The sequence below is a fragment of the Streptomyces krungchingensis genome, from assembly GCF_054729265.1.
Genome location: NZ_JBPUKY010000001.1, coordinates 983,068 through 1,008,421, shown reverse-complemented (window position 1 = coordinate 1,008,421; position 25,354 = coordinate 983,068). Strand labels below are relative to the sequence as shown.

The following is a 25,354-nucleotide window of genomic DNA, read 5'->3' as shown; positions in this document are numbered from 1 at the left end:
CATCTCCTCGGCGGGAGAGGGGTTGCGTGGAAGTTTCTGGTCTGTATAGTCCTTTCTATGAGGTGTCCGAGGTAGTGCAGAACAGCTGGAACTCGGCACCGACGGAGTCGCCCGTCTCGACGCAGGCCACCAGGGCCAGGCCAAAGGACGCGAGAGCCGAGGTTGCGGCCGGGGCAGGAAGAGCCCGCGGCGGAGCTCCGAAACACTGCGAGCCCGGCTTGGGCTCGACGACTGTTCACACCCCGATCGGAGGTCGATTCGCCGTGTCACGACTGAACGTTCCTGCTCCAGAGGATGTGCCTGCCGGCGCGCAGCAGATACTCGGCAACGTTGGTGCGCAGCTGGGTTTCGTCCCGAACATGTTCAAGACCCTCGCGTCGAACCCGGCCGTTCTTGAGGTCGTCACGACTCTGCAAGGCACCCTGAGCCGGGTCCTCGACGCAAGGACGCGGCACAGCATCGCGCTGGCCGTGTCGCAAGCCAACGGCTGCGATTACTGCTTGGCGATGCACACGCACGTCGCCACCGAATTCGGCGGCATGTCTGGCGACGACATCGAGCTCTGCCGCTCCGGGAACTCGGTCGATCCCAAACGCGCCGCGGCTGCCCGCTTTGCGCAGCAGGTGGTCGAGAGCCGCGGACAGGTCAGTGACGCCGACCTCGCGGATGTGCGGGACGCCGGGTACACCGACCCGCAGATCCTGGCCATCGTCGCGGTGACGGTGCAGTTCCTGCTCACCAACTTCATCAACAATGTCAACCAGACCGACCTCGACATCCCCGCCGTCGACTCGGTCGGTACGACCGTGCCCCAGTGAATCCGCCCCCGATCCGCCGGCCCCGGCGCGGGACACGGAGAGACCCACCGCCGTGCAGCGGGATACATGGGCGCTCCGGTGGGGCGAGGGCCGCGCGCCGGACCCGCCTCGTCGAGTCCGCAGAAATCGTCCACGGCCCGCGTCATCCCGTCTGTTGAGGCCGGGGCGACGTCAGCCACACGGCCGCCGGCAACACCCCACCCGCCGGTTGATCTGTGGAACCCCCGACGCGGCCCGGGCACGCAGTGGGCAAACCCCTCACTGACTCAACGATCATCGAGGAAGGCTCGACATGCCGGGCTCCGAGCTCTACGAGAAATTCATGGCGCTGCACACCCGCGACGGTGGCCTCGTCATGCCCAATGCGTGGGACGGCCTCTCGGCGCTGATGCTGGCCGATGCCGGGTTCGAGGCGATCGCGACATCGTCCGCGGCGATCGCCGCCACGCTCGGCCGCCTCGACGGGCGTCACGAAGTCACCCGCGAAGAGCACCTTGAGTGTGCGCGGCTGCTCGGCAGCCTCACAGGGCTGCCCGTCAACGGAGACTTCGAGGACGGATACGGCGACACGCCCGAAGACGTCGCCGCGACCGTCGAGGCGGCCGTGGACTCCGGCCTGGCCGGTATCGGGGTGGAGGACACCTCGGGCGATCCCGAAAAGCCGATCCGCGACTTCGACGAAGCAGTCAGTCGCGTACGCAGCGCCGTCGCCGCTTCGAAGGGACGCATCGTCGTCACCGGCCGCACCGACAACTTCATCCAGGGGCGCGCCGATCTCGACGACACCATTCTGCGCCTGACGGCCTTCGCCGAAGTGGGCGCAGATGTGGTCTACGCGCCGTTCCCACCCGACCTCGACGCACTCGTCGCGATCGTCACCGCGGTGGCCCCGACACCGGTCAACGTCCTGGTGTCTCCGTCGGACAAAGTACTCACCGTCGCTGAACTGCAGCAGGCCGGGGTCAAGCGCATCAGCCTTGGTCCGATGCTCTACACCCACGCGATGGGAGCGGTCGACGAGGCCGCGAAGGCGCTCCTCGCGGGCGACCTCGCCTCGGCGACGACGGGCATGAGCTTCGCCCGCGTCAACGAACTGCTGACCCGCGGCAAGAGCTGACCCGATCAGCACGAATCACTGACTCTTCATCTAGCGATCACAGCACAAAGGCAGGATGACATGGATCTCGGCAAGCTCATGAACAAGCACCTCACCAGGTACTTCGACCCCAGCAAGACGATTCCGGAGGAGACACTTCAGCAACTGCTGGGGTTCCTGCGCTCAACGCCGTCGTCGACGAATGTGCAGCCCAACCACTTCTACGTCCTCGCCACGCCCGAAGGCAAGGAGCGGCTGGCGGCCAACCTCGGCGAACGGTTCCAGGACAACAGCGAGAAGATCCTGAACGCCTCGCACACCGTCATCCTCACCACCAGGGCGGATCTTCCCGAGGGCCACCTCCAGGCGGTGTTCGACAAGGAGCGGGCCGACGGCCGGTTCCCCGACCCGGCAAAGCAGGCGCGGTGGGAGTCCATGACCCGCGACTTCCTCAATCTGCGCAACTACGGTTACAAGGACCTGAACCACTGGATGGAAAAGCAGACCTATCTCGCGATGGGTCTGACCATGATGGCGGCTGCTGAGCTCGGCGTCGAAGCCATGCCGCTCGAAGGGTTCGACCCGACCAGCGTCGACAAGGCGTTCAAGATCCGCGAGACCGGACACACCACGACAGTGCTGCTGGCTCTCGGCTACCCCGACCCCGAGAAGGCGTACGGCAGCCCGATTTCACGTTTCGAAACCGACCAGTTGTTCACGTTCGTCTAGGCAACCACGGCAGCGGGAACGACGGTGGCCGAAGTCCGCAGACTGCGGACGCCCCTCGTCCCAGAGGCCCGGAGAGCCGGACCTGCGGCCGTCGCCGCCGGTCGTCGGTCGGCGTGATGTCGGTCGCGGGCCGCCGGCCGGCGCCCCGGTCGTCGGGGACCAGAATGCCCCAACGGCGGAGGTGGACCTCCGACTTGCCCGGCAACGCGTTCTCGAACCGGACCGTGGGGCGGTCGAACGGCTCAGCACGGACTGGTGGTGGTCGGCGTCGACGAGTGCCGGACCGCCTCCAGGCAGGCCGCCATCTCGCCGGCACCGATCGGGCCGGGCGGCACCTTCCGCAGCGCCTCGACAGCCCCGACGTATCGCTCGTCGAGCGCCGAGGCCTCTGTCCCAGCAGGTTCAGACAGGAGGCGGCAACGCTGCTGCCCGAAGCGCTGCGGATCTGGACCCGGTCGGTCGAACTGAGCGCGAGAGCAAAGATCTACCATGAAGGCGTACGGAATGTACCCATTCGGCACCGCTGTCGGATTTGGGTTTCCGGCCCGTACCTCCTGGTCGGCCGGACTGCGTGAGAGGACAAAGATCCACTGTGAAAGCGTGCGGAGTATCCACGGCAGAGACGGAAGTTGCCCTGCTGGAACTGCCCGAACCGTCATCTCCCGGGCCGGGTCAGATCCTGGTCGCGGTTGAGGCCGCCGGGGTCGGTCCGTGGGACGAACTGGAAATCAACGCTAGTTGGGACGTGGGGCTGCGCCTCCCGGCCGCGCTGGGAGTGGAGGGCGCAGGCAAGGTGCTGGCCGTCGGTGCGGATGTCACCCGGTTCGCCGTAGGCGATCGGGTGCTCGCGCACGAAGCCCCGCTGCCCGGAGGAAGCGGCTTCTGGGCCGAACGCGTTCTGCTCAACGCGGATCACACGGCGGCCTGCCCGCCAGGCCTGGACGCCGCCCACGCAGCGGCACTGCCTGTCAACGGGCTCACCGCGCTGCAGGCTCTGGAGGAGCTGGACCTCAGCCGAGGACAGCGGCTCCTGATCACCAACGGAGGCGGGGGCACCGGAGCCCTGGCCATCCAACTCGCCGCGGCCCAGGGCATCGAGGTGACCGCGACCGCGTCTGCTGCCGCAGCGGAGCGTCTGCTCGGTCTGGGAGCGATGGAGGTCGTCGACTACCACGACCCCAACTGGCCGGCCGAGGTACGCGGCGGGTTCGACGCCGCCCTCATCATCGCCGCCGGCACGGCGGCCCCGGCGCTGCCCTTGGTGCGTGACGGCGGCCGGCTGTGCTCCCTGACCTCGGACGCGCCTCCGGAGGAACGAGGCATCACGAGTTGGGACCTCTACATCGAGCCCAACGCCGCGCAGCTTGCCCAATTGGCGGAGCAGGCCGCGGCTGGAACGTTGAAACTCGCACCAGAACCCCTGCCGCTGAGCGAGGGACCGGCGGCATTCACTCAGGTGGTCGCCGGACGGGCCGGCGGTAAGAAGATCGTGCTCATTCCAGCATGACGCGCCCGGGCACCGGCCGATCCCGATGCAGGGCCACGGTGCGCGCCGCACTGGCAGCCGAGGCTCTCGCATCGGCGCCTGCGCCTGAGGGACCTGCGCCACGGCCGCGACCGCTGTAACCACCGGGTTGGACACGACGGCACATCGGGGCGCTCAGCATGCACACCGTTCCCGTCCACGTCGCGACAGAGACAGAGACAGAGACAGACGGAGATTACGCAGAAAGAGGAACACCTATGAAAGCCATCGTGGTTATGGACCCCGCCGCCGGAACGGCGGGAATGACGCTGGCTGAACGGCCCGATCCGGAGACGGCGCGGCTCGCCAGCCTCGACGGCGCGAACTACGGTGACGTCGTCGTCGAAGTTCGCGCGTCGGGGTTCACCGGGGACGAGCTGGAGTGGCCCTCGACCTGGGTCGACCGTCTAGGCCGGGACCGGACGCCCTCGATCCCCGGACACGAGGTGGCAGGCGTGGTCACCTCTCTCAGCTATGGAACGGCAGGACTGTCGGTCGGGCAGCGCGTGTTCGGCCTCACGGACTGGACCCGCGACGGCACCCTCGCGCAGTACGTCGTCGCCGAGGCACGCAACCTCGCGCCGCTGCCCGGGGACGTCGACTTCACGGTCGGCGCGAGTGTCGCGATGACGGGCCTCACTGCCTGGCAGGGACTGTTCGAGCACGGACACCTCTCGGTCGGGCAGAGCGTGCTCGTACACGGCGCCGCCGGCGCGGTCGGATCGATGGCCGCTCAGCTCGCGCGAGAGGCCGGTGCGTACGTCATCGGCACCGGACGCGGCGCCCACCGCCAGAGCGCACTCGACTTCGGCGCGCACGAGTTCGTCGACCTCGAGAACGACACGCTGGAGGACGTCGGCGGAGTCGACTTCGTCTTCGACGTATTCGGCGGCGACATCGGCGCCAGATCGGCCCGGCTGGTGCGAGGTGGAGGAACATTCGTGACCGTCACCGGGCCGCCGGAGGTGCGGCCGCCCGACGGACTGGCGGTCGACTTCGTCGTCGTCTCCGACCGCGCCCAGCTGGGCGAGATCGCCCGGCGGGTGCAGGAGGGACGTCTGCGGACGCACATCGGCCAGGTCGCCGACCTCGACGACGCTGTCGCCGCCTTCAACCCGCCCCAGAAAGTAGACGGAAAGACGATCATCCGCATGCAGTGAAGCCGCGGACGACAGTCTCACGCAAGCCGAGGTGACCGGAGTGTCGTCGCACGACAGCCCCGGCAACAGCACCCCCGCCTTGCGTGAGGTTCTGACCCGCGTGCGAGCCTTCGCCTCCCAAGTCTCCTACGAGCGCATCAGGTGCCGGGAGCGATCACGCAGGCTGAGACGCAGACCCAGGTCCCCCCATGCTTCTGATACGTATCCGTACACAGAGATCAGCACAACGCCACTGAGAATTCGGATTTTGACGTCATCTACCGAAAGATTCCTGAAAGGACGTGGCCCAGCCTCCGAGTGCAAGCTTTTCTCAACCACCTCGGAGTTCCCGAAGCCATCGGGCCGTACGTCGGTAGAGGGTCTGGGCTCATCGGAGCAATACCTGCACAGAGTGCAATGCTGCATAGCGGAATGTATGCATTGCTAGAATGCTGAGTCGGGCCGAGGAGATGCAGTCACCTCGTCCGGGGAATTTCAGAGGCGAACGTTGCCAGCCCCCAACCCCAGCGGCTCGGCCTCCAATTCTTTTCCTGCGACGCAGCGTCGCAGCAGTCATCTGGAGCCTCCCATGCGCGTGTTCGTCACCGGAGCCAGCGGCAGCATCGGCTCAGTTGTAGTTCCCGAACTCATCGCTGCTGGTCACGAGGTCCTCGGCCTCGTCCGTTCCGATGCCGCAGCTGCGGCCGTTTCCGCTGCCGGCGGGACGCCGCTCCGCGGCGACCTCACCGACCTGGACAGCCTCCGTGCGGGCGTCGCCCAAGCAGAAGGCGTCATCAACCTGGCCTTCGGGAACGACTGGAGCAATCTGGAGCCGTGCATCGAAGCGGAAACACAAGCCATCCAGACCCTCGCGGCCGCACTCGCAGGCAGGGGCAAGCCGTTCGTGCATGCCGGACTCACGCCGATGATGCCGGGCCACGTCTCCACAGAAGAGGACCCCGACACCACCAACGGTCCCGTCGGTGGCCGCGGCCGCAATTCACAGATGGTGCTGGCCCTGGCCGACCAAGGGGTCCGCTCCTCTGTCGTGCGGCTGCCACGCTCCGTGCATCAGCGCGCGTCGCATTACGGCTTCTGCTCGGTGCTCATTGCCGCCGCGCAGAAAACGGGCGTGTCAGCGTACGTCGGCGATGGCACGCAACGCTGGCCGGCGGTCAACCGGCTCGACGCCGCCCGGCTGTTCCGCATCGCACTCGAGGACGCTGAGCCCGGCACCGTCCTGCACGCGGTTGCCGACGAAGGCGACACAATGCGGTCGCTGGCCGAGGCTATCGGCGGCGTGCTCGCGGTGCCGGTCGAGTCGGCGTCGCCCGAGAGCTTCGGTCTCATAGGCCGGTTGTTCGCCCTCGACATGCCGTCCGCGAGTGAGGTGACGCAGAAGCGGTTCGGCTGGGAGCCCACCCACCCGAGCCTGATCGAGGACCTGGTCGCCGGCGACTATCCGGTCTAAGGGCCTGCCGGGAATCAACACGTCGGTTTGATCTTGGTTGTGTCGGGGTCGAGGAACCTGGCGACGTCTTCCCGTGTCAGAGCGTTTTCCTCTGACTGCCTTCGATCGCCTCTGCAACCCGTTCTTGCAGGTCACAGCCGCTTCGACCTCAGTGAGCCCAGGTCAGAGAGGTGCGTCGGTGGTACCGCCAGTACCAGGACGACAGGCACGAAGCGGTGCACAGTGGTGGCATGGCGAGTACGGAGTTCGGCAGCACGGTACGGCGGTGGCGCGACCGCGTCCCGCCACAGGCGGCGGGACTGCCCACGGGAGGGCAGCGGCGCGCGGCCGGGCTGCGTCGCGAGGAACTGGCCCTGCTGGCCGGGATCTCGGTGGACTACGTCACCCGTCTCGAACAGGGCCGGGCGGCCCATCCGTCGGAGCAGGTCGTCGAGGCGCTGAGCCGGGCGCTGCGGCTGTCCGGCGACGAGCGGGAGCACCTCTTCCGGGTCGCCGGGCTCGTGCCACCGGGCCGTGACGCCGTCCCCGCCCGCATCACGCCGAGCGTGCACCGCCTGCTGGACCGGCTGGCCGGGACGCCTGTCGCGGTCTACGACGCGGCCTGGACGCTGCTGCTGTCCAACCCCCTGCACGCGGCCCTGATGGGCGACGCCTCCGGGTGGCGCGGCCATGAACGCAACGGCGTCTGGCGTGCCTTCCTCGGCCCCGCCGGCCGTGCCCGTTACACGCCCGAGGCCCGGCGTGCGTTCGAGGAGGGGCTGGTCGCCGACCTGAGGGCGACGGCGAGCCGGTACCCGGCGGACCGGCGCCTGGCACGGCTGATCGCGGAACTGCGGGCGAAGAGCGAACGGTTCGCCGGGCTGTGGGACTCGGGCGCGGTCGGCCGGCACCAGGCGTCGCGGAAGACCATCGACCACCCGCAGGTGGGTCCCCTGACGCTGGACTGCGACGTGCTCAGCGTCGCCGGTGACGACCTGCGCATCATGGTCTACACGGCGGAGCCCGGCACGGACGACGCCGAACGCGTGGCGCTGCTCGGGGTGATCGGCACGCAGTCGCTCGTGGAGTCCTGAGCGCCGCCGCCCGGCCGAGGCCGGGCGGCGGCGCGGTGTCGCGCGGACCGGTCCTCAGAGCTCGGCGAGCACCTCGCGGATCACGTGCTCCGCGTTGGCCGCGATCACGGGGTTCGTCGTGCGGTAGTAGGGCAGTTGGACGAGAGCCATGGACAGGGCCCAGCCGCGCCCCCGTGCCCAGGTGGCGTCGTCGGCGCCCGCCGCGTCGCGGAACGCGGGCCGCGCGGAAGCGGGCAGCAGGTTCCAGGCCGGGATCAGATCGCAGGCCGGGTCGCCCGTACCGACCGTGGCGAAGTCGAGGACGGCGGAGAGCCGGCCCTGCTGGACGAGCAGGTTCATGGGCATGAGGTCGGAGTGGACCCACACGGGCGGGCCCGTCCACGGCGGCTGTGCCAGCGCCGCCTCCCAGGCCGCGGTCGCGGCCGTCGTGTCGACCGTGCCGTGCAGAGCGGCGATCGCGGTACGCGTCTCGGCGTCCACGGTGGCCGGCGGCCCGCCACGGTAGGCGGGCGGCCCGCCGGGCAGCTCGACGTCCCGCATCGCGGCGACGAACCGGCCGAGGTCGACGGCGAGTTGCTCCGCGTCGTCGAGGGCGCCGACCGCGGGAAGCTCTCCTTCCAGCCAGCGGAGCACTCCCCACGACCACGGGTAGTCCTCGCCGGGCGGCCCCACCGCGAGGACCTCCGGGACGGGAACCGGCAGCCGCGGGGCGAGCCGCGGCAGCCACATGCCTTCCTTCACCACGTCGTCGGCGCCCGCCGCGATGCGGGGGAGGCGGACCACCATGTCGTCGCCGAGCCGGTAGAGCGCGTTGACGGTCCCGGCCGACGCGACGCGTTTCAGCGGCAGTTCGGCCCACTGCGGGAACCGGGTGGCCAGCAGCCGTCTGACGAGTGCGTCGTCGAGCGGCACCTCGTGGGCGTGCATCGGGCCTGCGTGCATCGGCGCCTGCTTTCGTGGATTCGGTGGGATCAGCGGGTAGCGCGGGCCGGTCCAGAGGGTCCGCGGTGAGGTCAAGTCCCGCCATCCTGCGCCGCGTTCGGGTACCGGCACAACGCGATTCGGGGCTTCCTCCCGCTCCCAGGCAACCTCGCGGGCACCTGCTTCGTCTTGATCGGCAACGGGTGGGTGGCGCGTCGGACTCGGTGGGACAAGGATTCCCGGGTGAAAATCCGACGCACTATACGCTGTGCGTATACATGATGTGTATACGTCGTGTGCATAGCTGCGTCGTCGTGTGACCGCCGCCCTTCCGGACAAGCAGGCGGCGCCACCGCCGAGCCGCGGGCGAACGCGGCCGGCCGGTGGCAGACGGAAAGGCATTCATGTACGGCAAGGCCTTCGCCCCGGAGTACCAGGGCGCTTTGACCACTCTCTCCGTGAACTCCTCGCTGACCGACGTCCTCGAGGCCGGCACCGAGCGACTGCGCGCGGCCGAGCGCGCGGGTGAGCACGGTGAGGCGGCCCGCTCGGGCCTCGCGGTCGCCGAGGCGCACCGCCGCCTCGGGCAGGTGAAGGACGCCGACCGGGCGTGGAAGGCGAGCTATCGCACGGCTCGCGCGGCCGGTGACACGGCGGCGATGGCGTGGGCACTGTGGAGCGGCGGGACGCTGGCCCGGCAGCGCGGCGCGTTCCCGCTGGCGTGGCGGCTGCTGCGGCTCGCCGCCGAACTCGGCGAGAGCGCGGGGGACGTCGTCGTGCGTGGCTACTCGCTGGCGGGGATGGCGGAGACCGGCCGCATCCAGGGCGACTACGCGGCCGTGACCGCCCTGCACGAACAGCTGCTGGCCGAGGCCCGCAAGCGCGGCGAGGCCCGCCACACCGTGTGGGCCCTGGAGGGAATCGCGCAGATCCATCGCAACACGGGCGCCTACGACACCGCGTACGCCATGTTCGAGGAGGCCGCGGAGATCGCCGCGCGGGCCGAGGACCGGCGCGGCCATGCCTGGGCCCTGCGGGGCCTCGCCGACATCGTCTCCGTCCGGGACGGGGACGCGGACCGGGCGCTGGAGCTGCTGAGCGAGGCGGAGCAGTCCTGCCGCGCGATGAAGCTGTCCGGCGCCCTCGCCTACAACCACAAGATGCGCGGCAACGTCCTTTACCGGGCCGGGCGTTACGAGCAGGCCCGCGAGGTGTACGCACAGGCGCTCGCGGAGTTCGAGGCGATGAGCGAACCGCGCGGCCGGGCCCTGTCACGGCTCGGACTGGTCAAGTGCCTGGCCCGCCTCGGACGCGACCGTACGGAGACCGCCGCCGATCTCGCCGACCTGGCCCGGGCGTTGGAACACATCGGGCTGCGGCACGCCCGCCGGATGGTCGAACGGGCACGAACCGAACTCGGCGTGACGGCGACGTCGGAGGTGGCCCGATGAGCCCCGCCGCCCTCCAGTCACCGCCCGGCGCCCCGGAGATCCTGCGCCGCAGCCGCGCGCTCGTCGCCCCGGCCCTCGCACAGGCGGTCGGGAGCCTGCACCCCTGGGTGGCCGAGATGGCCGGATACGCGCTGGGCCACTGCGAGGTCGGCGGCGCCCCCGCGACCGGTGCCCAGGGAAAGGGCGTACGGCAGGCGCTCGCGCTGCTCGGCGCGGAGGCCGCCGGGGGGCCGGCCGAGGCGGGCGTGCCGGGTGCGGTCGCGGTGGAACTCGTGCACACCTTCTCGCTGCTCCACGACGACATCATGGACGGTGACGCGCTGCGCCGGGGCCGTCCGGCGGTGTGGAAGGCGTACGGCACCGGACCGGCCGTCCTCGCGGGCGACGCGTTGTTCGCGCTGGCCGTGGAGACCCTGGCCGCGGCACCGGCCGGGGTCCGGACCGCCCGCGCCGTACGGCAGTTGACCACCGCACTGGGTGATCTGGTGCGGGGCCAGGCCGACGATCTGCTGTTCGCCGGACGGCCCTGGACGGGGCCCGGGGCGGTGGGTGTGGCGGAGTACGAGGGGATGGCCGAGGGCAAGACCGGTGCGCTGCTCGGTGCCGCGCTGGCTCTCGGCGCCCAACTGGCCGGCGCGCCGGGGGAGATGGCCCTGGTCCTCGACCGGGCCGGCCGGCATCTCGGGGTGGCCTTCCAGATCGCCGACGACCTGCTCGGCATCTGGGGCGATCCGGCGGTCACGGGCAAACCGGTCCACGGCGATCTGCGACAAGGGAAGAAGACCCTTCCCGTCCTCGCCGCGCTGAAGGCGCCCGGCGGCGCCGCGCTGGCGCAACTCCTCGCCTCGCAGCCCGCTCTCGACGAGGCAGGGGTGCGCCGTGCGGCGGCCCTGGTGGAGCGGGCCGGCGGGCGCGCCGCGGCCGAGCGGGAGGCCCGCCGTCATCTCGCCTCGGCGGAGGAGCTCCTGGCCGGTGCGTCGCTCGCCCCGGAGGCCGCGGGCCGGCTCCGCGCGCTGCTGTCCTCTCTCGCGGACCGCACGGTCTGACACCGGCGAGCCGTCGGCCCGTCGCCACCGTCGGTTCCGTCGGCTTCGTGCCGACGGTGCTGCGACATCGGTCACATGTGCGCTCCGGCGAGCCCTGTCGGGCAACCTCCTCATTCCCTCTCACATCTGTCCGGTCGACGGGCAGTTGGCCGTCCGCCGGTCGCCGCGAAGTCAACGCATTCGTAAAGAGATCGCCCCAGAAGCAATAAAAGGGATCTTTCGTCTTTACATGTACATGGCGGATCGGTGAGGGTGTGGACTCGGGGCCCGACCAGCCCCCGCGGCGCCCGACAGCGCCGTGTCCCACGGTGGTCGGCGATCCCGGCCATCCCTGTACGAAGGAACTCAGTGCGTAGACCCCACATACGCCGCGTGGCGATCGCCGTCGCGGTGACGACGGCCGCCACGCTTCCGGCGGGCCCCGTCTTCGCGGCGCCCGACTCGCCCGCCCGTACGGCGGCTTCGGGCTCCTCGCCGGTGGACGCCGCCCGCGCCGCCGCGTTCGCCCATGCCTCGGCCACCGGTGTCGCCGGGGGCGACACTCTGCGCGCCAAGGACGTCATGACGGACCCGGACGGCAAGCAGCACGTCCGTTTCGTCCGTACCCACCAGGGACTGCCGGTGCTCGGTGGCGACCTGGTCGTGCACCTCGACAAGGCGTCCGCGTACCTCGGCGTGACACGGGCCGCCGACCACACGGTCGAGCCGGCGACGACCGAGGCGAAGCTCACGCCCGAGCAGGCGCAGCAGAAGGCGGCCACCGCGGCCAAGGGCGACGCGGGCACCGCCGAACTCGTCCTGGACGCCCGTGAAGGCGCCTCGGCCCTCGCCTACCAGGTGCGGGTGACGGACAGCGACACCACCGAGGCCGGCGGCTCCCGCACGGTCGTCGTGGACGCGGGGACCGGCCGGATACGCAGCAACGTCCCCGACAACGACGAGTTCATCTCGCCGTCCCTGGCGGACACGTTGCGCAGGCGCGGCGAGCACGCGACCCCGCAGACCGGTACGGCCGGCGCGCCGGCCGCTCTCGTCGGTGCGACGGGTGCCGCCCACTACCCGGCCACCGCCAACGGCACCGGCTCGTCCCTGTTCGCCGGCAAGGTGGCGCTGAAGACCACGCAGACCGCGCGGACCAGCTTCCTGCTCAAGGACCCGACCCGGTGGAACACCGAGACGCGGGACGCCAGGGGGCAGGAGCTGGAGAACTTCTCCCGCGGCAAGAAGTTCACCGACGGTGACAACAAGTGGGGGACCGGCACCACTTCAAGCCGGGCCACCGCCGCGGTCGACGCCCAGTACGGCATCACCAAGACCCTGGACTTCTACAAGAAGACCTTCGGCCGCAAGGGCATCAAGAACAACAGCGCCGGTGCCCGCGGAATGGTCCACTTCGGGAACAAGGTCGGCAACGCCTTCTGGGACTCGGTCTGCGGCTGCATGCTGTACGGCGACGGTGACGGCGACATGTTCAAGAAGCCGCTGGTCGTCCTGGACGTCACCGGTCACGAGCTGACCCACGGCGTCGTCGACGCCACCGCCGGCCTCGAACCGACCCGCGTCGACCGGGACGGCAACCAGTACGGCGAGCCCGGCGCCCTCAACGAGTCGCTGGCCGACATCTTCGGCTCGAACGTCGAGTTCGCCACCGACAACCCGAGGAACCCGCCGAACTACCTCCTCGGGGAGAAGCTGGGTCTCGCGCAGAAGTTCCTGCGCCGGCTGGACCACCCCTCCCTCGACGAGCTCGAAGGCACGATCGACTACTGGTCGCCCGCCGCCTTCGACACCGAGGTCCACGCGGGCTCCGGCGTCTCCTCGCACGCCTACTACCTGCTCGCCGAGGGCAGCGGCCGCAAGACGATCGGCGGCGTGACGTACGACTCGCCGACGTACGACGGCTCTCGGGTGACCGGCATCGGACGGACGAAGGCGAGCGCGATCTTCTACCGGGCGCTCACCCGCTACATGGTCTCCACGACCGACTTCCACGACGCCCGGAAGGCCACGCTGAAGGCCGCCTCCGACATGTACGGCGCTGACAGCACCGAGTACAAGACGGTGAACAAGGCCTGGGCCGCCGTCAACGTCACGTCCGCCAACACCCCCGCCGCGGGGCACTGACGGACCGCACGACGAGGGTGCCCCGCCGTCCGGCGGGGCACCCTTGCGCCGTCTTTCCGGCCGGGGCGCCGAGGTGCCTCAGTGCTGCTGAGTCTTCGGCGGCGTCGCCTCGCTGGGCCGCACGACGACGAACCCCTCGCCCTCCAGCTTCAGTTGCACGGCCTCACCCGAACCACCGCGGATCATCGAGCCGATCGACTGGGAGCGGTGCAGGGACGTGTGCAGGTGGGCCGACCAGCCCACCACGGCGTCGGTGTCGACGAACACCGGCTGGTGCTGCGAGACGGGTATGACCAGCGGGTTGCCCTCGCATATCAGCCCCAGTGCGCCGTGGCCGGTGAAGACGCTGTTGAACAGACCGCCACCGGTGATGCCGGCCCCCTTCACGGTCTTGATCTCGTACGACAACGTCGCGTCGAAGCAGAGGACGTTGCGTCCGTTGACGGTGAACACGTCGCCCGGCTCGATGCCGACGATGAAACAGTTCTGCGCCTCGTGCGCGAACCAGGCCTCGCCCTGTCCGCGGACGGTCATCAGCGGCAGCCCCTCCCCGGTGACCGCGCGCTTGAGCATGCCGCCCACGCCCTGGCCCTTGCGCTCGAACTGGAGATTGCCCCGGTAGGCGATCATCGCGCCCTGGCGCGCGAGCATCTCGCCGTTGACGGCGTACCTGATCGACTTGGCGTTCTGGATGGTCATGCCGGCCGTGACGGCGGGCTGCACCATGTGGTCACTGGAAAAGAGGTCACCCTTCATGCGGGCATCCTGGCCCCGGAGCGATGCGTTCCGCCAAGATCGTTCCGAGTTGAGACACACGGGGTCGGTCCTGTGACATGCGGAAGGGCCGGCCCGGGTGAACCGGGCCGGCCCTCACGGGAGCCGGTCAGGCGGCGTTGGACGTGCCGACCTTGCTGTGCAGGCGGTGGACGACCTCGGTCAGCTGCTCGGCGACCTCGCTGTCGTCGGCGGGGTGGGTGTCCGCGAAGCGGGTCACGGAGCCGGGGATGGAGAGCTTCACGTCCTCCAGGACGGTGCCGCCGGCGATGCCGACGGCCTTGCGGGCCTCGTCCTGCGCCCAGACGCCGCCGAACTGGCCGAACGCGGTGCCGACCACGGCGACCGGCTTGCCGCCGAAGGCGCCGGCGCCGTACGGGCGGGACAGCCAGTCGATGGCGTTCTTGAGCACGGCCGGGATCGTGCCGTTGTACTCGGGCGAGAAGAGGAGGAAGGCGTCGGCGCTGCCGGCGGCCTCACGCAGCCGGGTGGCGGCGGCGGGGACAGTGCCCTCGACGTCGATGTCCTCGTTGTAGAAGGGGATCTCGGCCAGTCCCTCGAACAGCTCGACCTCGGCGCCTTCCGGGGCGAGCCGGACGGCCGCCTCGGCGAGCTGGCGGTTGTGGGACCCGGCGCGCAGGCTGCCGACGAGCGCGAGGATGCGTACGGACATGGTGTTCTCCCGAAGCTGAAACATTGCCGCAATAAAACGGACCGAGGTCCGTTTAAAGGTGTACCACTTAACCGGACCGCAGTCCAGTTGTCCCCGGCTGCGGCTACGCTGGGTGCATGTCCACCCCTCTCCCGGAGTTCCCGAAGCCGCAGGAACCCTCCGCCGAACCCGTCCTGATGGAGTTCGCCACCCCCGCCGAGGCCCCGCAGCTGCGCGCCGACGCCGCGCGCAACCGCGCCCGTCTGCTGGAGGCCGCAGCACGGCTGGTGGAGCGGCACGGAGTGGCCAATGTGACGATGGAGGCCGTCGCCGCCGCGGCGGAGGTGGGGAAGGGGACCGTCTTCCGGCGCTTCGGCGACCGCACCGGCCTGCTGACGGCGCTGCTCGACCACACCGAGCAGCAGTTCCAGACGGCCTTCATCAGCGGTCCGGCACCGCTCGGCCCCGGAGCGTCGCCCCTGGAGCGGCTGCACGCCTTCGGCTGTCGCGCCCTGCGCCTGACCTCGGACCAGCTCGACCTCTACCTCGCGGCCGAACCGAGCCCCTCCCGGCGCTTCAGCTCCGCGCCCTACCGCGTCCGCTTCATGCACGTCTGCATGCTGCTGCGCCAGGCCGGCCCGGCCGCGGACATCGAACTGCTCGCCCAGACCCTCATGGGGTCCCTGGAACCGGCCCTCGTCCACCACCTGACCCGCCAGCGCGGCATGCCGCTGGAGCGCCTGGAGTCCGGCTGGCACGACCTGGTGGACCGGACGGTCCGCCCACCGGCCGCCTGACGCCGGTCCGGCACCCGACCTCGTTCCCGGCGGCGCCGTCGGCCCGGCGTCCGTCCTCCGTCTGGCGCCCGCCCGCCGCCGGGCGGACAATGCCGTCATGGCGCACCGCCTCGACGATGTGAGCGCACCCGCACGGCTGGCCGGTCCCGACGAGGGCATCAGCCAGGAGGAACTGGCGCTCGCCGCCCGCAACCACGGGATCCCGCTGGAGGCGCTGAGGTACGACGTCACGCCACCGGGCCTGCACTACGTGCTGACCCACTACGACATCCCGTACGCGGACGAGGGCTCGTGGGAGCTTGCGATCGGCGGGCGGGTGCGCAGGCCCCTGCGGCTGGGGATCGACGCGCTCAGGAAGTACCCCGCCGTGACGAGCCGGGTGACCCTGGAGTGCGCGGGCAACGGCCGGGCCCTGCTGACCCCGCGGCCGGTGAGTCAGCCGTGGCTCGTGGAGGCGGTCGGCACGGCCGAATGGACCGGTGTGCCGCTGCGGGTGCTGCTCGCCGAGGCCGGGGTCGAACCCGGCGCGGTGGACGTGGTGTTCACCGGGGCCGACCACGGCGTCGAGCGCGGGATCGAGCAGGACTACCGGCGTGCGCTGCCGCTGGACGTGGCCCTCGGCGACGCGCCCGAGGTCCTCGTGGTGTACGCGATGAACGGCGGCCCGCTGCCCCCGCAGCACGGGCATCCGGTGCGCCTGGTGGTGCCCGGCTGGTACGGGATGGCGCATGTGAAGTGGCTGCGGGACATCACCGTGGCGGACACGCCGTTCACCGGGTTCCAGCAGACCGTGGCCTACCGGCTGCGGCAGGACGCCGACGACGAGGGCGAACCGGTCACCCGGATCGCCCCCCGCGCGCTGCTGGTCCCGCCCGGCTTCCCGGACTTCATGTCCCGGGCGCGGGTGGTGCGGCCGGGACCCGTCACGCTGGAGGGCCGGGCCTGGTCGGGCCGGGCGCCGGTGACCGGTGTCGAGGTCAGCACGGACGGCGGAGGGTCGTGGCGGGCGGCCGAACTCGGCCCGGCGGACGGTCATCCCTGGGCCTGGCGCTCGTGGCGCCTGGCCTGGACGGCGACACCCGGTCAGCACGTACTCGGTGCCCGGGCCACCGACGCCGAGGGGCACACCCAGCCCCTCGATCAGCCGTGGAACCGGGGCGGTTTCGCGAACAACCTCGTCCAGCGTGTCCCCGTTCTCTGCCTAGGCCCAGGCGACGACAGCTGACGGGTGGCCGGGCGGACCCCTCGCGCTCCCGGCCACCCGCGGTGCCCGTCAGCTGAACGGGTCCAGCGTGACGTAGGCCTGCTGCGGACTGCCGTCGTGGACGAGCGACTCGTGATTGCCGACGTCGTCGAACGCGAACGCGTACGCCTTGCCGTCGGCCATCTGCGCATGGACGGCGCGCGCGTAGTGGTTGGTCACCCCGTCCTGGTAGAAGCCCGCCGAACTCGTGTCGGGCTGGTTCGGATTGGTCAGCAGGGTGGAGCGGTTGAATCCCGCGCACAGCGTGCGGGAAATGGGCCCGCGCACCAGGTCGTTGGGCGCGTCGAGCCGCTTGTAGCAGCCGAAGACGCTGTCGGAGTCCGGCTTCTGGAAGCTGGTGACGACGGCTCCGGAGCCGTTGGTGAAGTTCATGACGCCACCGGAGACGCGGCCGTAGTACTTCGTGCCGGGCTGGTCGGTGAACGGTGTCACCGTCAGCGTGGACGAACTGTACTTCTGCCAGACGCGGTTGATGTAGTCGTCCATCACCGTGGCGGGCAGTGCTCCCGCCTCGATGCCGTGACCTGGGGCGAGGGCGCGCAGGACGGTGCCGTCGGACCGGGTCTGGATCAGGCCCGCCCAGCCGCCGGGCTGGGCCCGCAGCGCGTTGAAGAACCCGTTGTACCCGCCGGGCTTGAGATGCCCGGTGGTCTTGGTGCTCCCGTCGCCCGCCTGGACGCCGACGGCGTACGGGGCCGAGAACATGTCGACCTGGGTGCTGTTGATCCACAGTCCGGAGTCGTTGAGCGTGTACTCGGACCAGTTGAAGAGGATGTTGCGGTTCGGGTCGCTCGGGTTCTGCACGGCCGGCTGCACGAGACCGCCGGTGGTCAGCCGGAAGTCGAGCTTCTGCCCGTAGGAGAAGTAGAGCCGGCCGGAGAACTTGGGGATGCGGATCGTCTTCGACTGGCCGTTCGCCGGTCCGGCGATCGAGGCGTCCGGTGCGGGGGTCGGCGGATTGCCGCCCGCGGGCCAGGCGTGGAAGGCGCCGTTCGCGTCGGCCCAGCCCTGCCGGCCGGTCGACAGCAGCGTACCCAGGTCGTAGATGTAGACCGGGTCGCTGCGGCCGGAGTTGTTGGTGATCTTCAGCGGGATGGTCGCCGGTACGGCCGCCTCGGCGCGGGACGGTGTCCCGAACGTGAGGAACGACGCCGTGAGGGTGGCCGCGGCCACCGCCAGAGCGCGCCATCTGGGTTTTCCGGGCACTCTCTACCTCCTTGACGTGGGGGTTCAGCGAGGTGGATTTCTGCGGACGGTCTTCGTCCGTTTTCCGTTGAGAGCGCTCTCAGAATTGCTCTGCATGGCGTACATGTCAACGATTCACGCAAAGTTGGTCCGGTCCAACTCCCTTGTCTTGGTGCGGTGTTCGTGCGGGGAGCCGGTGGTGCTCGGAGACGGTTCACCGGCGGGCGGCTCAACGAACGCCTGCGGTCTGGGGGTTGACCCCGCCTGTCGCTCACTGGTTCAGTGGATCAGCCACTCATCCACTCACCTTGGGGAGAACCGTGGAGGCACTGCCCCGCGAGACCATCGTGGACGTCCTGGAAGACCGGTTGCGCACGGACATACTCGACGGCCGTCACCCGGCCGGGAGTTATCTGCCGCCCGAACGACAGCTCGCCGACGGCTACGGAGTCACCCGCACCACGCTCAAGCACGCCTTCGGCCGTCTCGTCCAGGCCGGCCTGCTGGAGACCCGGCACGGAGTCGGCACCCGGGTGCGTGACTACGCGCGACTCGGCGGGGCCGACCTGCTGCCGATGCTCGTGCGCCACGACGCCAAATGGGTCCACGAGGTCTTCGAGGTGCGGCGCGGCGTCGGCGCGCTGATCGCCGGGCGGGCCGCCGCGCGGGCCACCCGCAGACAGCACGCCGAACTCCGCACGCTGCTCGCGGCCGTACGGGAGGCCGAGGACGCCGACGCGGTGCAGCTCGCCGACGTCGAAGTGCACCGCGCGCTCGCCCGCGCCACCGGCAACCGGGTCTACGTCCTGTTGACGAACACGCTCTTCAACGCGTATCTGCCCGTCCGTTCCCTCCTCAAGGGACCCTTCACCGACCCGCGGACCGCCCATGACCGGCTGGCCCCGGTGGTGGCGGCGGTGACCGCGGGCGACACCGGACAGGCGCATGCGGCGGCCGAGGCATACCTGCGCGCCACCGAGCGGATCATGCTGGACGGTCTCGCATGAGGGCCACCGAGTTCACCGAGACGATGCTCGGCACGGTCCGGTTCGACGCCGAGCCGCGCGAACGGCGCCTCAGGCTCGACCTGCGCGCCGACGCCGACACGGTGCTCCGCCCGCACCGGACGACCATGGCGCGCCTGACGGGCCGGGCACGGATCGCCGGGCTCGCCGACGACACGGGGGCCAAGGGCGAGCTGGAGGTGTCACCGCTCGCCCGCAGGCGCATCCGCTACCGGCTGACCTTCACCGCCGACGGACGCGTCCTCACCCTCGACGGCTGGAAGTCCGTCACCCCGCGGCGCCCGGTCGCGTCCATGACCGTCCTGCCGTTCACGCTGTACGAGGGCGACACACGGGTCGGCGCGGGCGTCCTGCGCTTCCCACTGCTCACCGGTCTGCTGCCCTTCCTCCTCAGCTTCCGCTTCCCGCGCCGCGACACCCAGGGCGAGCTCCTCGCCCCGCGCTGGGACGGCACCCCCGGACGCACCGAGGTCTGGTACACCACGCTGACCGACCCGGCGACCGGCACCGGGGTCTGGCTGCACCACGAACTGACCGCGCCCGCCGACGGATCCGAACCGACGGCCCACGGCTGGGTCGCGGCCTTCCCCCGCGAGGGCGAGGTGCGGCACGCCCGCTTCGGACCCGTCCCCTGGACCCGGCCGGAGCACGGATTCACGAGCGACGACGTCACCGTCACCGCCGGGCACCTGACCGGCAGCGCGGACGACTTCCACTGGAAACTGACCGAACGCCCGCAAGAGTCACCGCTGTTCACCTTCCCGCGCTGGGCCTGGCGCCGTCCGCTGCTGCCCGCGGCGCAGATGCTCCCGGCCGCACGCGCCGCCTACGACGGAGAATTCGCCTACGGTGACCGGACGTTGACCCTGCGCGGCGCGCCCGGCGCCTCCGCCCGCATCTACGGCCACGGCAACGCCCAGCGCTGGACCTGGCTGCACGCGGACCTCGGCGACGGAGACGTCCTTGAAGTGGTCGCCGCGGTGTCCACCCGCCCGGGGCTGCGACGGCTGCCGCCCCTGGTCTTCCTGCGCCTGCGCCACCGGGGCCGGACCTGGCCGCGCAGGGCGGAACGGTCGGCCGTCGGCTGGCTCGGCGTCGGGCGGTTCCGCGCCGGATTCGGACTGCCGCGATGGACGGTGACCGGCCGGACCGCCCTGCGCCGCATCCGCGTCGAGGTCGACCAGCCCGCCGAGCGGACCCTCGTCCTGGAGTACCGCGACCCGGACGGCGCCCGCGCGGTGTGCCGCAACAGCGAGACCGCCGACGCCCGTGTCGTGCTGGAACGCTGGTGGGGCCGCTGGCGCCCGGAGGCCTCCTGGGTCCTGGACCGCACCGCGCACGCCGAGGCGGGCGACCGGTGACCGCCGCGGGACTCGTCGCCGCGCTGCTCGCGGACACCGGCGACGAGGAGTGGCCCGCCCGTGTGCCGGACCGGCTCGACTCCGTGCTCGCCTCGCTGCCCCTGCCCGCCCGGGCCGGAGTGCACACCGCGGTCGCCGCCCTCGACGCGTACGCCGTCCTGCGCTCCGGCCGACGGCTGGCCGCGCTCGGCGCCGACGAGCGCGAGAGCCTGCTCCGCTCGCTCGCCGCGCGTCCCGGGCTCGCCCCGCTGCTCGACGTCCTCAAGGTGCCGGTCATGCTCGCCGCCGGCACCGAACGGATGCCCGCCCTGCCCGCACCCGCGCCGGTGCCCCAGGACCCGCCCCTCGACTGCACCCCGGCACGGGACTGGCCCACGCGCTCCACCGCCGACGTCGTGGTCGTCGGGTCCGGCGCGGGTGGCGCGGTGGCCGCGCGGACATTCGCACGCGCCGGGCTGAGCGTCGTCGTCCTGGAGGAGGGCGAGCACCACTCGACCGCCTCCTTCGGCCGCCGGGCCCCGCTCGACCGCTTCACCGAGCTGTACCGCGACGGAGGCGCCACCCTCGCCCTGGGCCGTCCGCCCCTCCTGCTGCCGGTCGGCCGCGCGGTCGGCGGCACCACGGTGGTCAACTCCGGTACCTGCTACCGCACTCCGGACCGTGTGCTCACGCGCTGGAGCCGGCGGTTCGGATTCGCGCTCGCCGACGCCCTCCCGCCCCGACTCGACGAGATCGAGCGCACCCTGCGCGTGGCCACCCAGCCGCTCGACGTGCTCGGCAACAACGGCCTGCTGGCGCTCGCGGGCGCCGAACGACTCGGCTGGCGGGCCGGCGCGCTGCGCCGCAACGCGCCCGGCTGCAAGGGCTCGTGCCAGTGCGTGGTCGGCTGTCCCACCGGCGCGAAGCAGAGCGTGCAGCTGTCGGTCCTGCCCGACGCGTGCGCCGCCGGCGCCCGCATCGTCACGGGCGCACGGGTCCGCCGCATCCTGCTGGACCACGACCGTCCCGGAGCACCGCGCGCCGCGGGCGTGCGGGTGCGGCGGCCCGACGGCAGCGAGCTGGAGATCCTGAGCCCGCTCGTCGTCACCGCGGCCGGCGCGCTCCAGACACCGCCCCTGCTGCGCCGTTCCGGCCTCGGCGGACACCCGCGCCTGGGCCGGAACCTCAGCGTGCACCCGGCCACGAGCGTCGCCGGACGCTTCGCGCAACCCGTCACCGCCTGGCGGGGTGTGCTGCAGAGCGCGGGGGTCGAGGAACTGCACGACCGCGGGATCCTCATCGAGGCCACGGCCAGCCCTCCCGGGATGGGCAGCTTCGTCCTCCCCGGCCTGGGCCGCGAGCTGCGGCGCGAACTGGAGGACTCGGAGCGGCTCGCGACCCTCGGGGCCATGATCGCCGACCGCCCCTCCGGCCGGGTCCGGGGCCGCGACCGCACCCTGGTGAGCTACGACCTCGACCGCCGCGACGGCGACCGGCTGATGACGGCCGTCCGCGCGATGGGCCGCCTGCTGTTCGCGGCGGGGGCCGAGGAGGTCCTCACCGGTGTCCCGAGCGTCCCGCGGGCCCGCTCCGCCGGTGAGCTCGACGAGCTGCTCACCCGCGTCGGCGCCCGCGACCTGCACCTCTCCGCGTTCCACCCGACCGGTACCGCCGCGGCCGGTGCCGATCCCGGGCTCGCCCCCGCGGACCCGGAGGGCAGACTCCGCGGCGTCCACGGAGTCCTCGTCGCGGACGGCTCCGTCCTGCCCGGCTGCCCCGAGGTCAACCCGCAACTGAGCATCATGGCGGCCGCACTGGCGATCGCGGAGACCTGCCTCGAACGGGAAGGAGGCGGCCGTACGGGCTGACCCACCACCCCGAATGGGTCACGCGGTTCGCGGACACCGGGCCGGGCGCCGAGCATGGGGAAGTCCCGTACCGCGGCCAGAGGACGAGCCTTCATGAGCACACGTACTTCCCACGGCAGAACCCGCACCGGCCGGATCGTTGTCCTGGCGGCAGCGCTCGCGTGCGGCTCCCTGCTCGTCTCGTGCGGCTCGGGCGACGACAGCGGCGGCTCCTCCGTGAGTCCTCGCCCGACCCCGCCGAACACCGCATCCTTCACCGGGACGGCGCCCTCCGCCATGGCCTCGGCCGCCTCCTCGATCATCGAGTCGGCCAGCGCCAGAGCGTCGGCGGCGGCCTCCTCCGCCGCCGCCAGGGCATCGGAGTTCGAGGCGTCCGTCTCCGCCGAGACCGCGCGCTCGGCCGCCGTCGCGGAGAAAGCGCTCAAGGACGTCAAGGACGGCGGCAACGCGCGGTCGGAGGTCGCCATGACCGGACTGCCCACCGCGGAGACCGGTGGACTGCGCGCCGTACTCGTCACCATCACCAACAAGACCGACAAGAAGGCGTCGTACGCCGTGCAGGTCGATTTCAAGAACCCGGACGGCAAGGTCGTGGAGACGCGGTTCGTGGGAGCGGAGAACCTCGAACCGGGCGCGCGCAAGCAGCCCATCGTGATCAGCAGGGAGCCCACGGAACCCAAGCTGACTCCCGCACTGGCCAAGGCCCAGCGCTACTGATCCCGTCCGCGGCACGCTCCTCGGGCGGCCGCGCCCCGCCGGGCCCGCCCGGCCGGTGCGGGGCGCGGTGCCCCGGGCGCGGCCGCCCCCTCGGCTCCGGGCGGGCCGTCGCCGACGTCAGGCCTCCGGTTCCCGCACCAGGTGGATCAGCGCACTCGCCCAGTCTCCCCGCGGCAGATCCGGCTGAAGGCCGTACTCGGTGAGCACCGTGGCGTGGTGCACGGTGTCCGTGGCGGTGTCGCGGTAGCGCGCTCCCGGAGCGAGACCGCGCAGGCGGACCGGCTGACGCGGGGCGCCGTGGCCCGCGGTCCTGCGGCCGGCGAGCAGTACGGTCTCCGAGGCGTCCGGGGCGGTGTACTGGACGGCGCAGACACCTTCCTCGGTGGGTGGTGACAGACGGTCCATCCGGCCGTGCTGGACGAGATGGCGCACCCGCTTGTACTCGGCGACCAGGGCCGCGCCCTCCCGCAGTTCGTGCTCCGACCAGCGGGTGAGGTCGCCTCCGATGCCGAGGGCCCCGGCCATCGCCACATGGAAGCGGAAGCGCAGCGGAACGGTCCTGCCGGTGAGCTGGTTCGGCACGTCGGTGACCCAGGCGCCCATGGTGCGCGCCGGATAGACCTGACCGTAGCCGTGCTGGATCCACATCCGGTCGGCGGCGTCGGTGTTGTCCGACGCCCACGCCTGGTCCGTACGGGACAGGATGCCCAGGTCGACCCGGCCGCCCCCGCCGCTGCACGACTCGATCCGCAGCCCCGGGTGGTCGGCGCGCAGACGGTCGACGACGGCGTAGAGGTTGCGCACGTACGCGGGACCGAGCCGGTCCGCGCCGTCGGACCGGCCGGGCCAGCCGGCCTCGCTGAACGCCCGGTTCATGTCCCACTTCAGGAAGTCGATGCCGTGGTCGCCGACCAGCCGGGTCAGCCAGTCGTGGGCCCAGTCGGCGACGTCCTGGCGGGCGAAGTTGAGGACGAGCTGGTTGCGGAGCTCGGACCGGTGGCGGCCGGGGAAGTGCAGCACCCAGTCGGGGTGGTTGCGGTAGAGCTCGCTGTCCGGGTTCACCATCTCCGGCTCCACCCAGAGACCGAAGCCCATCCCCAGGTCGTGCACGGCCCGGACCAGCGGCCCCAGCCCGTCGGGGAAGCGGTCGGGGGCGGGCGTCCAGTCACCGAGACCGGCCCGGTCGCTGCGCCGCCGCCCGAACCAGCCGTCGTCGACGACGTACAGCTCGACCCCGAGCTCCGCCGCCCGCTCCGCGAGCGCCTTCTGACCGACCTCGTCGACGTCGAAGCCGGTCGCCTCCCAGGAGTTGTAGAGCACCGGAGCGGTCTCGTCGCCGTGCGGCAGGACATGGGCCAGCGTGTACGCGTGCCAGGCCCGGCTGGCCGCGCCGAACCCGCCGTCCGTGCACAGTCCCGCGAACGGGGGAGTGGTGAACTCCTCGCCGGGCGCGAGCGGAACCGTCGTCCCGTCGTGCCCCGCCCCACCGGTGAATCCGGCCCGCCCGTCCGGGGTGCGCTGCACGGTGACGCGCCAACTCCCGCTCCACGCGAGGGCGGCGCTCCACACGCGCCCGTGGTCCTCGGTCGCCTCGCCCGCGTCGAGCATCACCCAGGAGTTCGCGTGATGGCTGGTGATCCCGCGACGGCTCGTCAGCACGGTCTCGCCGTGCGGGAGGGGCTCGCGGCGCAGCCGGCTCTCGGCGGACCACTGGCCGGTGACATGGCTGAGCCGGTAGTCGCCGAGCGCGGGCAGGGACCATGCCGCCGAATCGGCCCGCACCAGGGTGACCTGCTCGTCACCGGCGTTGCGGACCACGGTCCAGCGCTCGATGACGTCCGTGTCGGGCCGTACCCGGTAGTGCAGCGTGACGTGCAGGGGGTGGCGGCGGTCGCGGAACTCCAGCGCGAGTTCACCGTCGTGGACGCGGTGCCCGGTGGGCTGCCACTCGAAGGCGCGGGATCCGTCGGCGAAACGGACCTGGAGGGACGGCGGGCCGTAGCGGGTCCCGCCGTCCACGGGGAGTTCCTCACCGACGCCGGGTCTTCCCTCGAAACTGCTGACCTCGGCGGGCGGGGGCCCGGCGAGTTCCTCCGCCTCCGCGAGTGTCAGCCTCGGGCCCCACGCGAGGTGGCAGGGCGCCCCGGAGGCGTCGACGCGCAGCGCGTACGACGTGCGCGGTGTGGTCAGCAGCCAGACCCCGGTGTCCGGGGCGAAGGAGATCATCGACGGGGATCCTCACGTTCCGCTCGTGCCATGAGACGTCCGAAAGCCAACCCCGACCTTCGATCGTGTGTCAACACCTCGCGTACATCTGTCTTTTGCAGGTCGAGGTCACC

General features: G+C 71.3%; 21 protein-coding genes. 16 read left to right on the top strand and 5 right to left on the bottom strand.

Going from position 1 to position 25,354, the window contains the following annotated elements; translation table 11 throughout:
- Positions 1-263: 263 nt before the first annotated feature.
- The 7 genes from ACSYGO_RS04655 to ACSYGO_RS04625 all read left to right on the top strand — a co-directional run bounded on the left by ACSYGO_RS04655 (position 264) and on the right by ACSYGO_RS04625 (position 7,851).
- Positions 264-818: a carboxymuconolactone decarboxylase family protein gene (locus ACSYGO_RS04655; protein ID WP_426679352.1), complete on the top strand. Its 555-nt coding sequence runs from the start codon at positions 264-266 to the stop codon at positions 816-818.
- A gap of 292 nt (positions 819-1,110) precedes the next feature.
- Positions 1,111-1,935, top strand: coding sequence for an isocitrate lyase/PEP mutase family protein (locus ACSYGO_RS04650; RefSeq protein ID WP_426679351.1), 825 nt, complete (start codon positions 1,111-1,113; stop codon positions 1,933-1,935).
- Positions 1,936-1,995: 60 nt separating this feature from the next.
- On the top strand, positions 1,996-2,643 hold the full coding sequence (locus tag ACSYGO_RS04645) for a nitroreductase family protein (protein ID WP_460385835.1): 648 nt from the start codon (positions 1,996-1,998) through the stop codon (positions 2,641-2,643).
- Between the two features lie 571 nt (positions 2,644-3,214).
- Positions 3,215-4,150 carry an NADP-dependent oxidoreductase gene (locus ACSYGO_RS04640; protein ID WP_460385834.1) on the top strand — a complete coding sequence of 312 codons (936 nt, stop codon included), beginning with the start codon at positions 3,215-3,217 and terminating at the stop codon, positions 4,148-4,150.
- A 236-nt stretch (positions 4,151-4,386) separates the two neighbouring features.
- Entirely contained in the window at positions 4,387-5,328 is a 942-nt protein-coding gene (locus tag ACSYGO_RS04635) for an NADP-dependent oxidoreductase (RefSeq protein ID WP_460385833.1), read from the top strand.
- A gap of 568 nt (positions 5,329-5,896) precedes the next feature.
- Positions 5,897-6,778, top strand: coding sequence for an SDR family oxidoreductase (locus tag ACSYGO_RS04630; protein ID WP_460385832.1), 882 nt, complete (start codon positions 5,897-5,899; stop codon positions 6,776-6,778).
- Between the two features lie 230 nt (positions 6,779-7,008).
- Positions 7,009-7,851, top strand: a complete 843-nt coding sequence (locus tag ACSYGO_RS04625) for a helix-turn-helix transcriptional regulator (protein ID WP_426679346.1) — start codon at positions 7,009-7,011, stop codon at positions 7,849-7,851.
- A 54-nt stretch (positions 7,852-7,905) separates the two neighbouring features.
- Here the strand turns inward: ACSYGO_RS04625 and ACSYGO_RS04620 are convergent, their stop codons facing one another.
- Positions 7,906-8,793: an aminoglycoside phosphotransferase family protein gene (locus ACSYGO_RS04620; RefSeq protein WP_460385830.1), complete on the bottom strand. Its 888-nt coding sequence runs from the start codon at positions 8,791-8,793 to the stop codon at positions 7,906-7,908.
- Positions 8,794-9,176: 383 nt separating this feature from the next.
- Here ACSYGO_RS04620 and ACSYGO_RS04615 point away from each other — a divergent pair, with 383 nt between their 5' ends.
- From ACSYGO_RS04615 to ACSYGO_RS04605, 3 genes are all read left to right on the top strand, one after another.
- Positions 9,177-10,223, top strand: coding sequence for a tetratricopeptide repeat protein (locus tag ACSYGO_RS04615; protein ID WP_460385829.1), 1,047 nt, complete (start codon positions 9,177-9,179; stop codon positions 10,221-10,223).
- Positions 10,220-11,269, top strand: a complete 1,050-nt coding sequence (locus ACSYGO_RS04610; RefSeq protein ID WP_432189183.1) for a polyprenyl synthetase family protein — start codon at positions 10,220-10,222, stop codon at positions 11,267-11,269. Before ACSYGO_RS04615 ends, ACSYGO_RS04610 begins: the two co-directional genes overlap by 4 nt.
- 348 nt (positions 11,270-11,617) lie before the next feature.
- A complete protein-coding gene (locus tag ACSYGO_RS04605; protein WP_426679342.1) occupies positions 11,618-13,393 on the top strand; it encodes a M4 family metallopeptidase in 1,776 nt (591 codons plus the stop codon).
- A gap of 78 nt (positions 13,394-13,471) precedes the next feature.
- Here the strand turns inward: ACSYGO_RS04605 and ACSYGO_RS04600 are convergent, their stop codons facing one another.
- Both ACSYGO_RS04600 and ACSYGO_RS04595 read right to left on the bottom strand, forming a co-directional pair.
- The gene (locus ACSYGO_RS04600) at positions 13,472-14,149 is read right to left on the bottom strand and encodes an AIM24 family protein (protein WP_460385828.1); all 678 of its coding nucleotides are present in this window, start codon (positions 14,147-14,149) and stop codon (positions 13,472-13,474) included.
- A 127-nt stretch (positions 14,150-14,276) separates the two neighbouring features.
- Positions 14,277-14,840, bottom strand: a complete 564-nt coding sequence (locus ACSYGO_RS04595; protein WP_426679341.1) for an NADPH-dependent FMN reductase — start codon at positions 14,838-14,840, stop codon at positions 14,277-14,279.
- A 116-nt stretch (positions 14,841-14,956) separates the two neighbouring features.
- On the opposite strand from ACSYGO_RS04595, the gene ACSYGO_RS04590 reads away from it, so the two are divergent.
- Both ACSYGO_RS04590 and ACSYGO_RS04585 read left to right on the top strand, forming a co-directional pair.
- A complete protein-coding gene (locus tag ACSYGO_RS04590) occupies positions 14,957-15,616 on the top strand; it encodes a TetR/AcrR family transcriptional regulator (protein WP_426679340.1) in 660 nt (219 codons plus the stop codon).
- 97 nt (positions 15,617-15,713) lie between these two features.
- The gene (locus ACSYGO_RS04585; RefSeq protein ID WP_460385827.1) at positions 15,714-16,841 is read left to right on the top strand and encodes a sulfite oxidase; all 1,128 of its coding nucleotides are present in this window, start codon (positions 15,714-15,716) and stop codon (positions 16,839-16,841) included.
- A gap of 48 nt (positions 16,842-16,889) precedes the next feature.
- Here ACSYGO_RS04585 and ACSYGO_RS04580 read toward each other — a convergent pair whose 3' ends face one another.
- Positions 16,890-18,059 carry a glycoside hydrolase family 64 protein gene (locus ACSYGO_RS04580; protein ID WP_432189205.1) on the bottom strand — a complete coding sequence of 390 codons (1,170 nt, stop codon included), beginning with the start codon at positions 18,057-18,059 and terminating at the stop codon, positions 16,890-16,892.
- Between the two features lie 326 nt (positions 18,060-18,385).
- Between ACSYGO_RS04580 and ACSYGO_RS04575 the strand changes: the two genes are divergently transcribed.
- The 4 genes from ACSYGO_RS04575 to ACSYGO_RS04560 all read left to right on the top strand — a co-directional run bounded on the left by ACSYGO_RS04575 (position 18,386) and on the right by ACSYGO_RS04560 (position 23,015).
- Entirely contained in the window at positions 18,386-19,072 is a 687-nt protein-coding gene (locus ACSYGO_RS04575) for a FadR/GntR family transcriptional regulator (RefSeq protein WP_426679338.1), read from the top strand.
- Entirely contained in the window at positions 19,069-20,451 is a 1,383-nt protein-coding gene (locus ACSYGO_RS04570; protein ID WP_432176466.1) for a hypothetical protein, read from the top strand. Before ACSYGO_RS04575 ends, ACSYGO_RS04570 begins: the two co-directional genes overlap by 4 nt.
- Positions 20,448-22,298 (top strand): GMC family oxidoreductase, encoded by a 1,851-nt coding sequence (locus ACSYGO_RS04565; protein ID WP_460385826.1) that lies wholly within the window; start codon positions 20,448-20,450, stop codon positions 22,296-22,298. The genes ACSYGO_RS04570 and ACSYGO_RS04565 overlap by 4 nt, the downstream gene beginning before the upstream one ends.
- Positions 22,299-22,391: 93 nt before the next feature.
- Positions 22,392-23,015 (top strand): hypothetical protein, encoded by a 624-nt coding sequence (locus tag ACSYGO_RS04560; RefSeq protein WP_426679335.1) that lies wholly within the window; start codon positions 22,392-22,394, stop codon positions 23,013-23,015.
- Positions 23,016-23,132: 117 nt separating this feature from the next.
- On the opposite strand, the gene ACSYGO_RS04555 is transcribed toward ACSYGO_RS04560, so the two are convergent.
- A complete protein-coding gene (locus ACSYGO_RS04555; RefSeq protein WP_460385825.1) occupies positions 23,133-25,241 on the bottom strand; it encodes an alpha-galactosidase in 2,109 nt (702 codons plus the stop codon).
- Positions 25,242-25,354 lie beyond the last annotated feature (113 nt).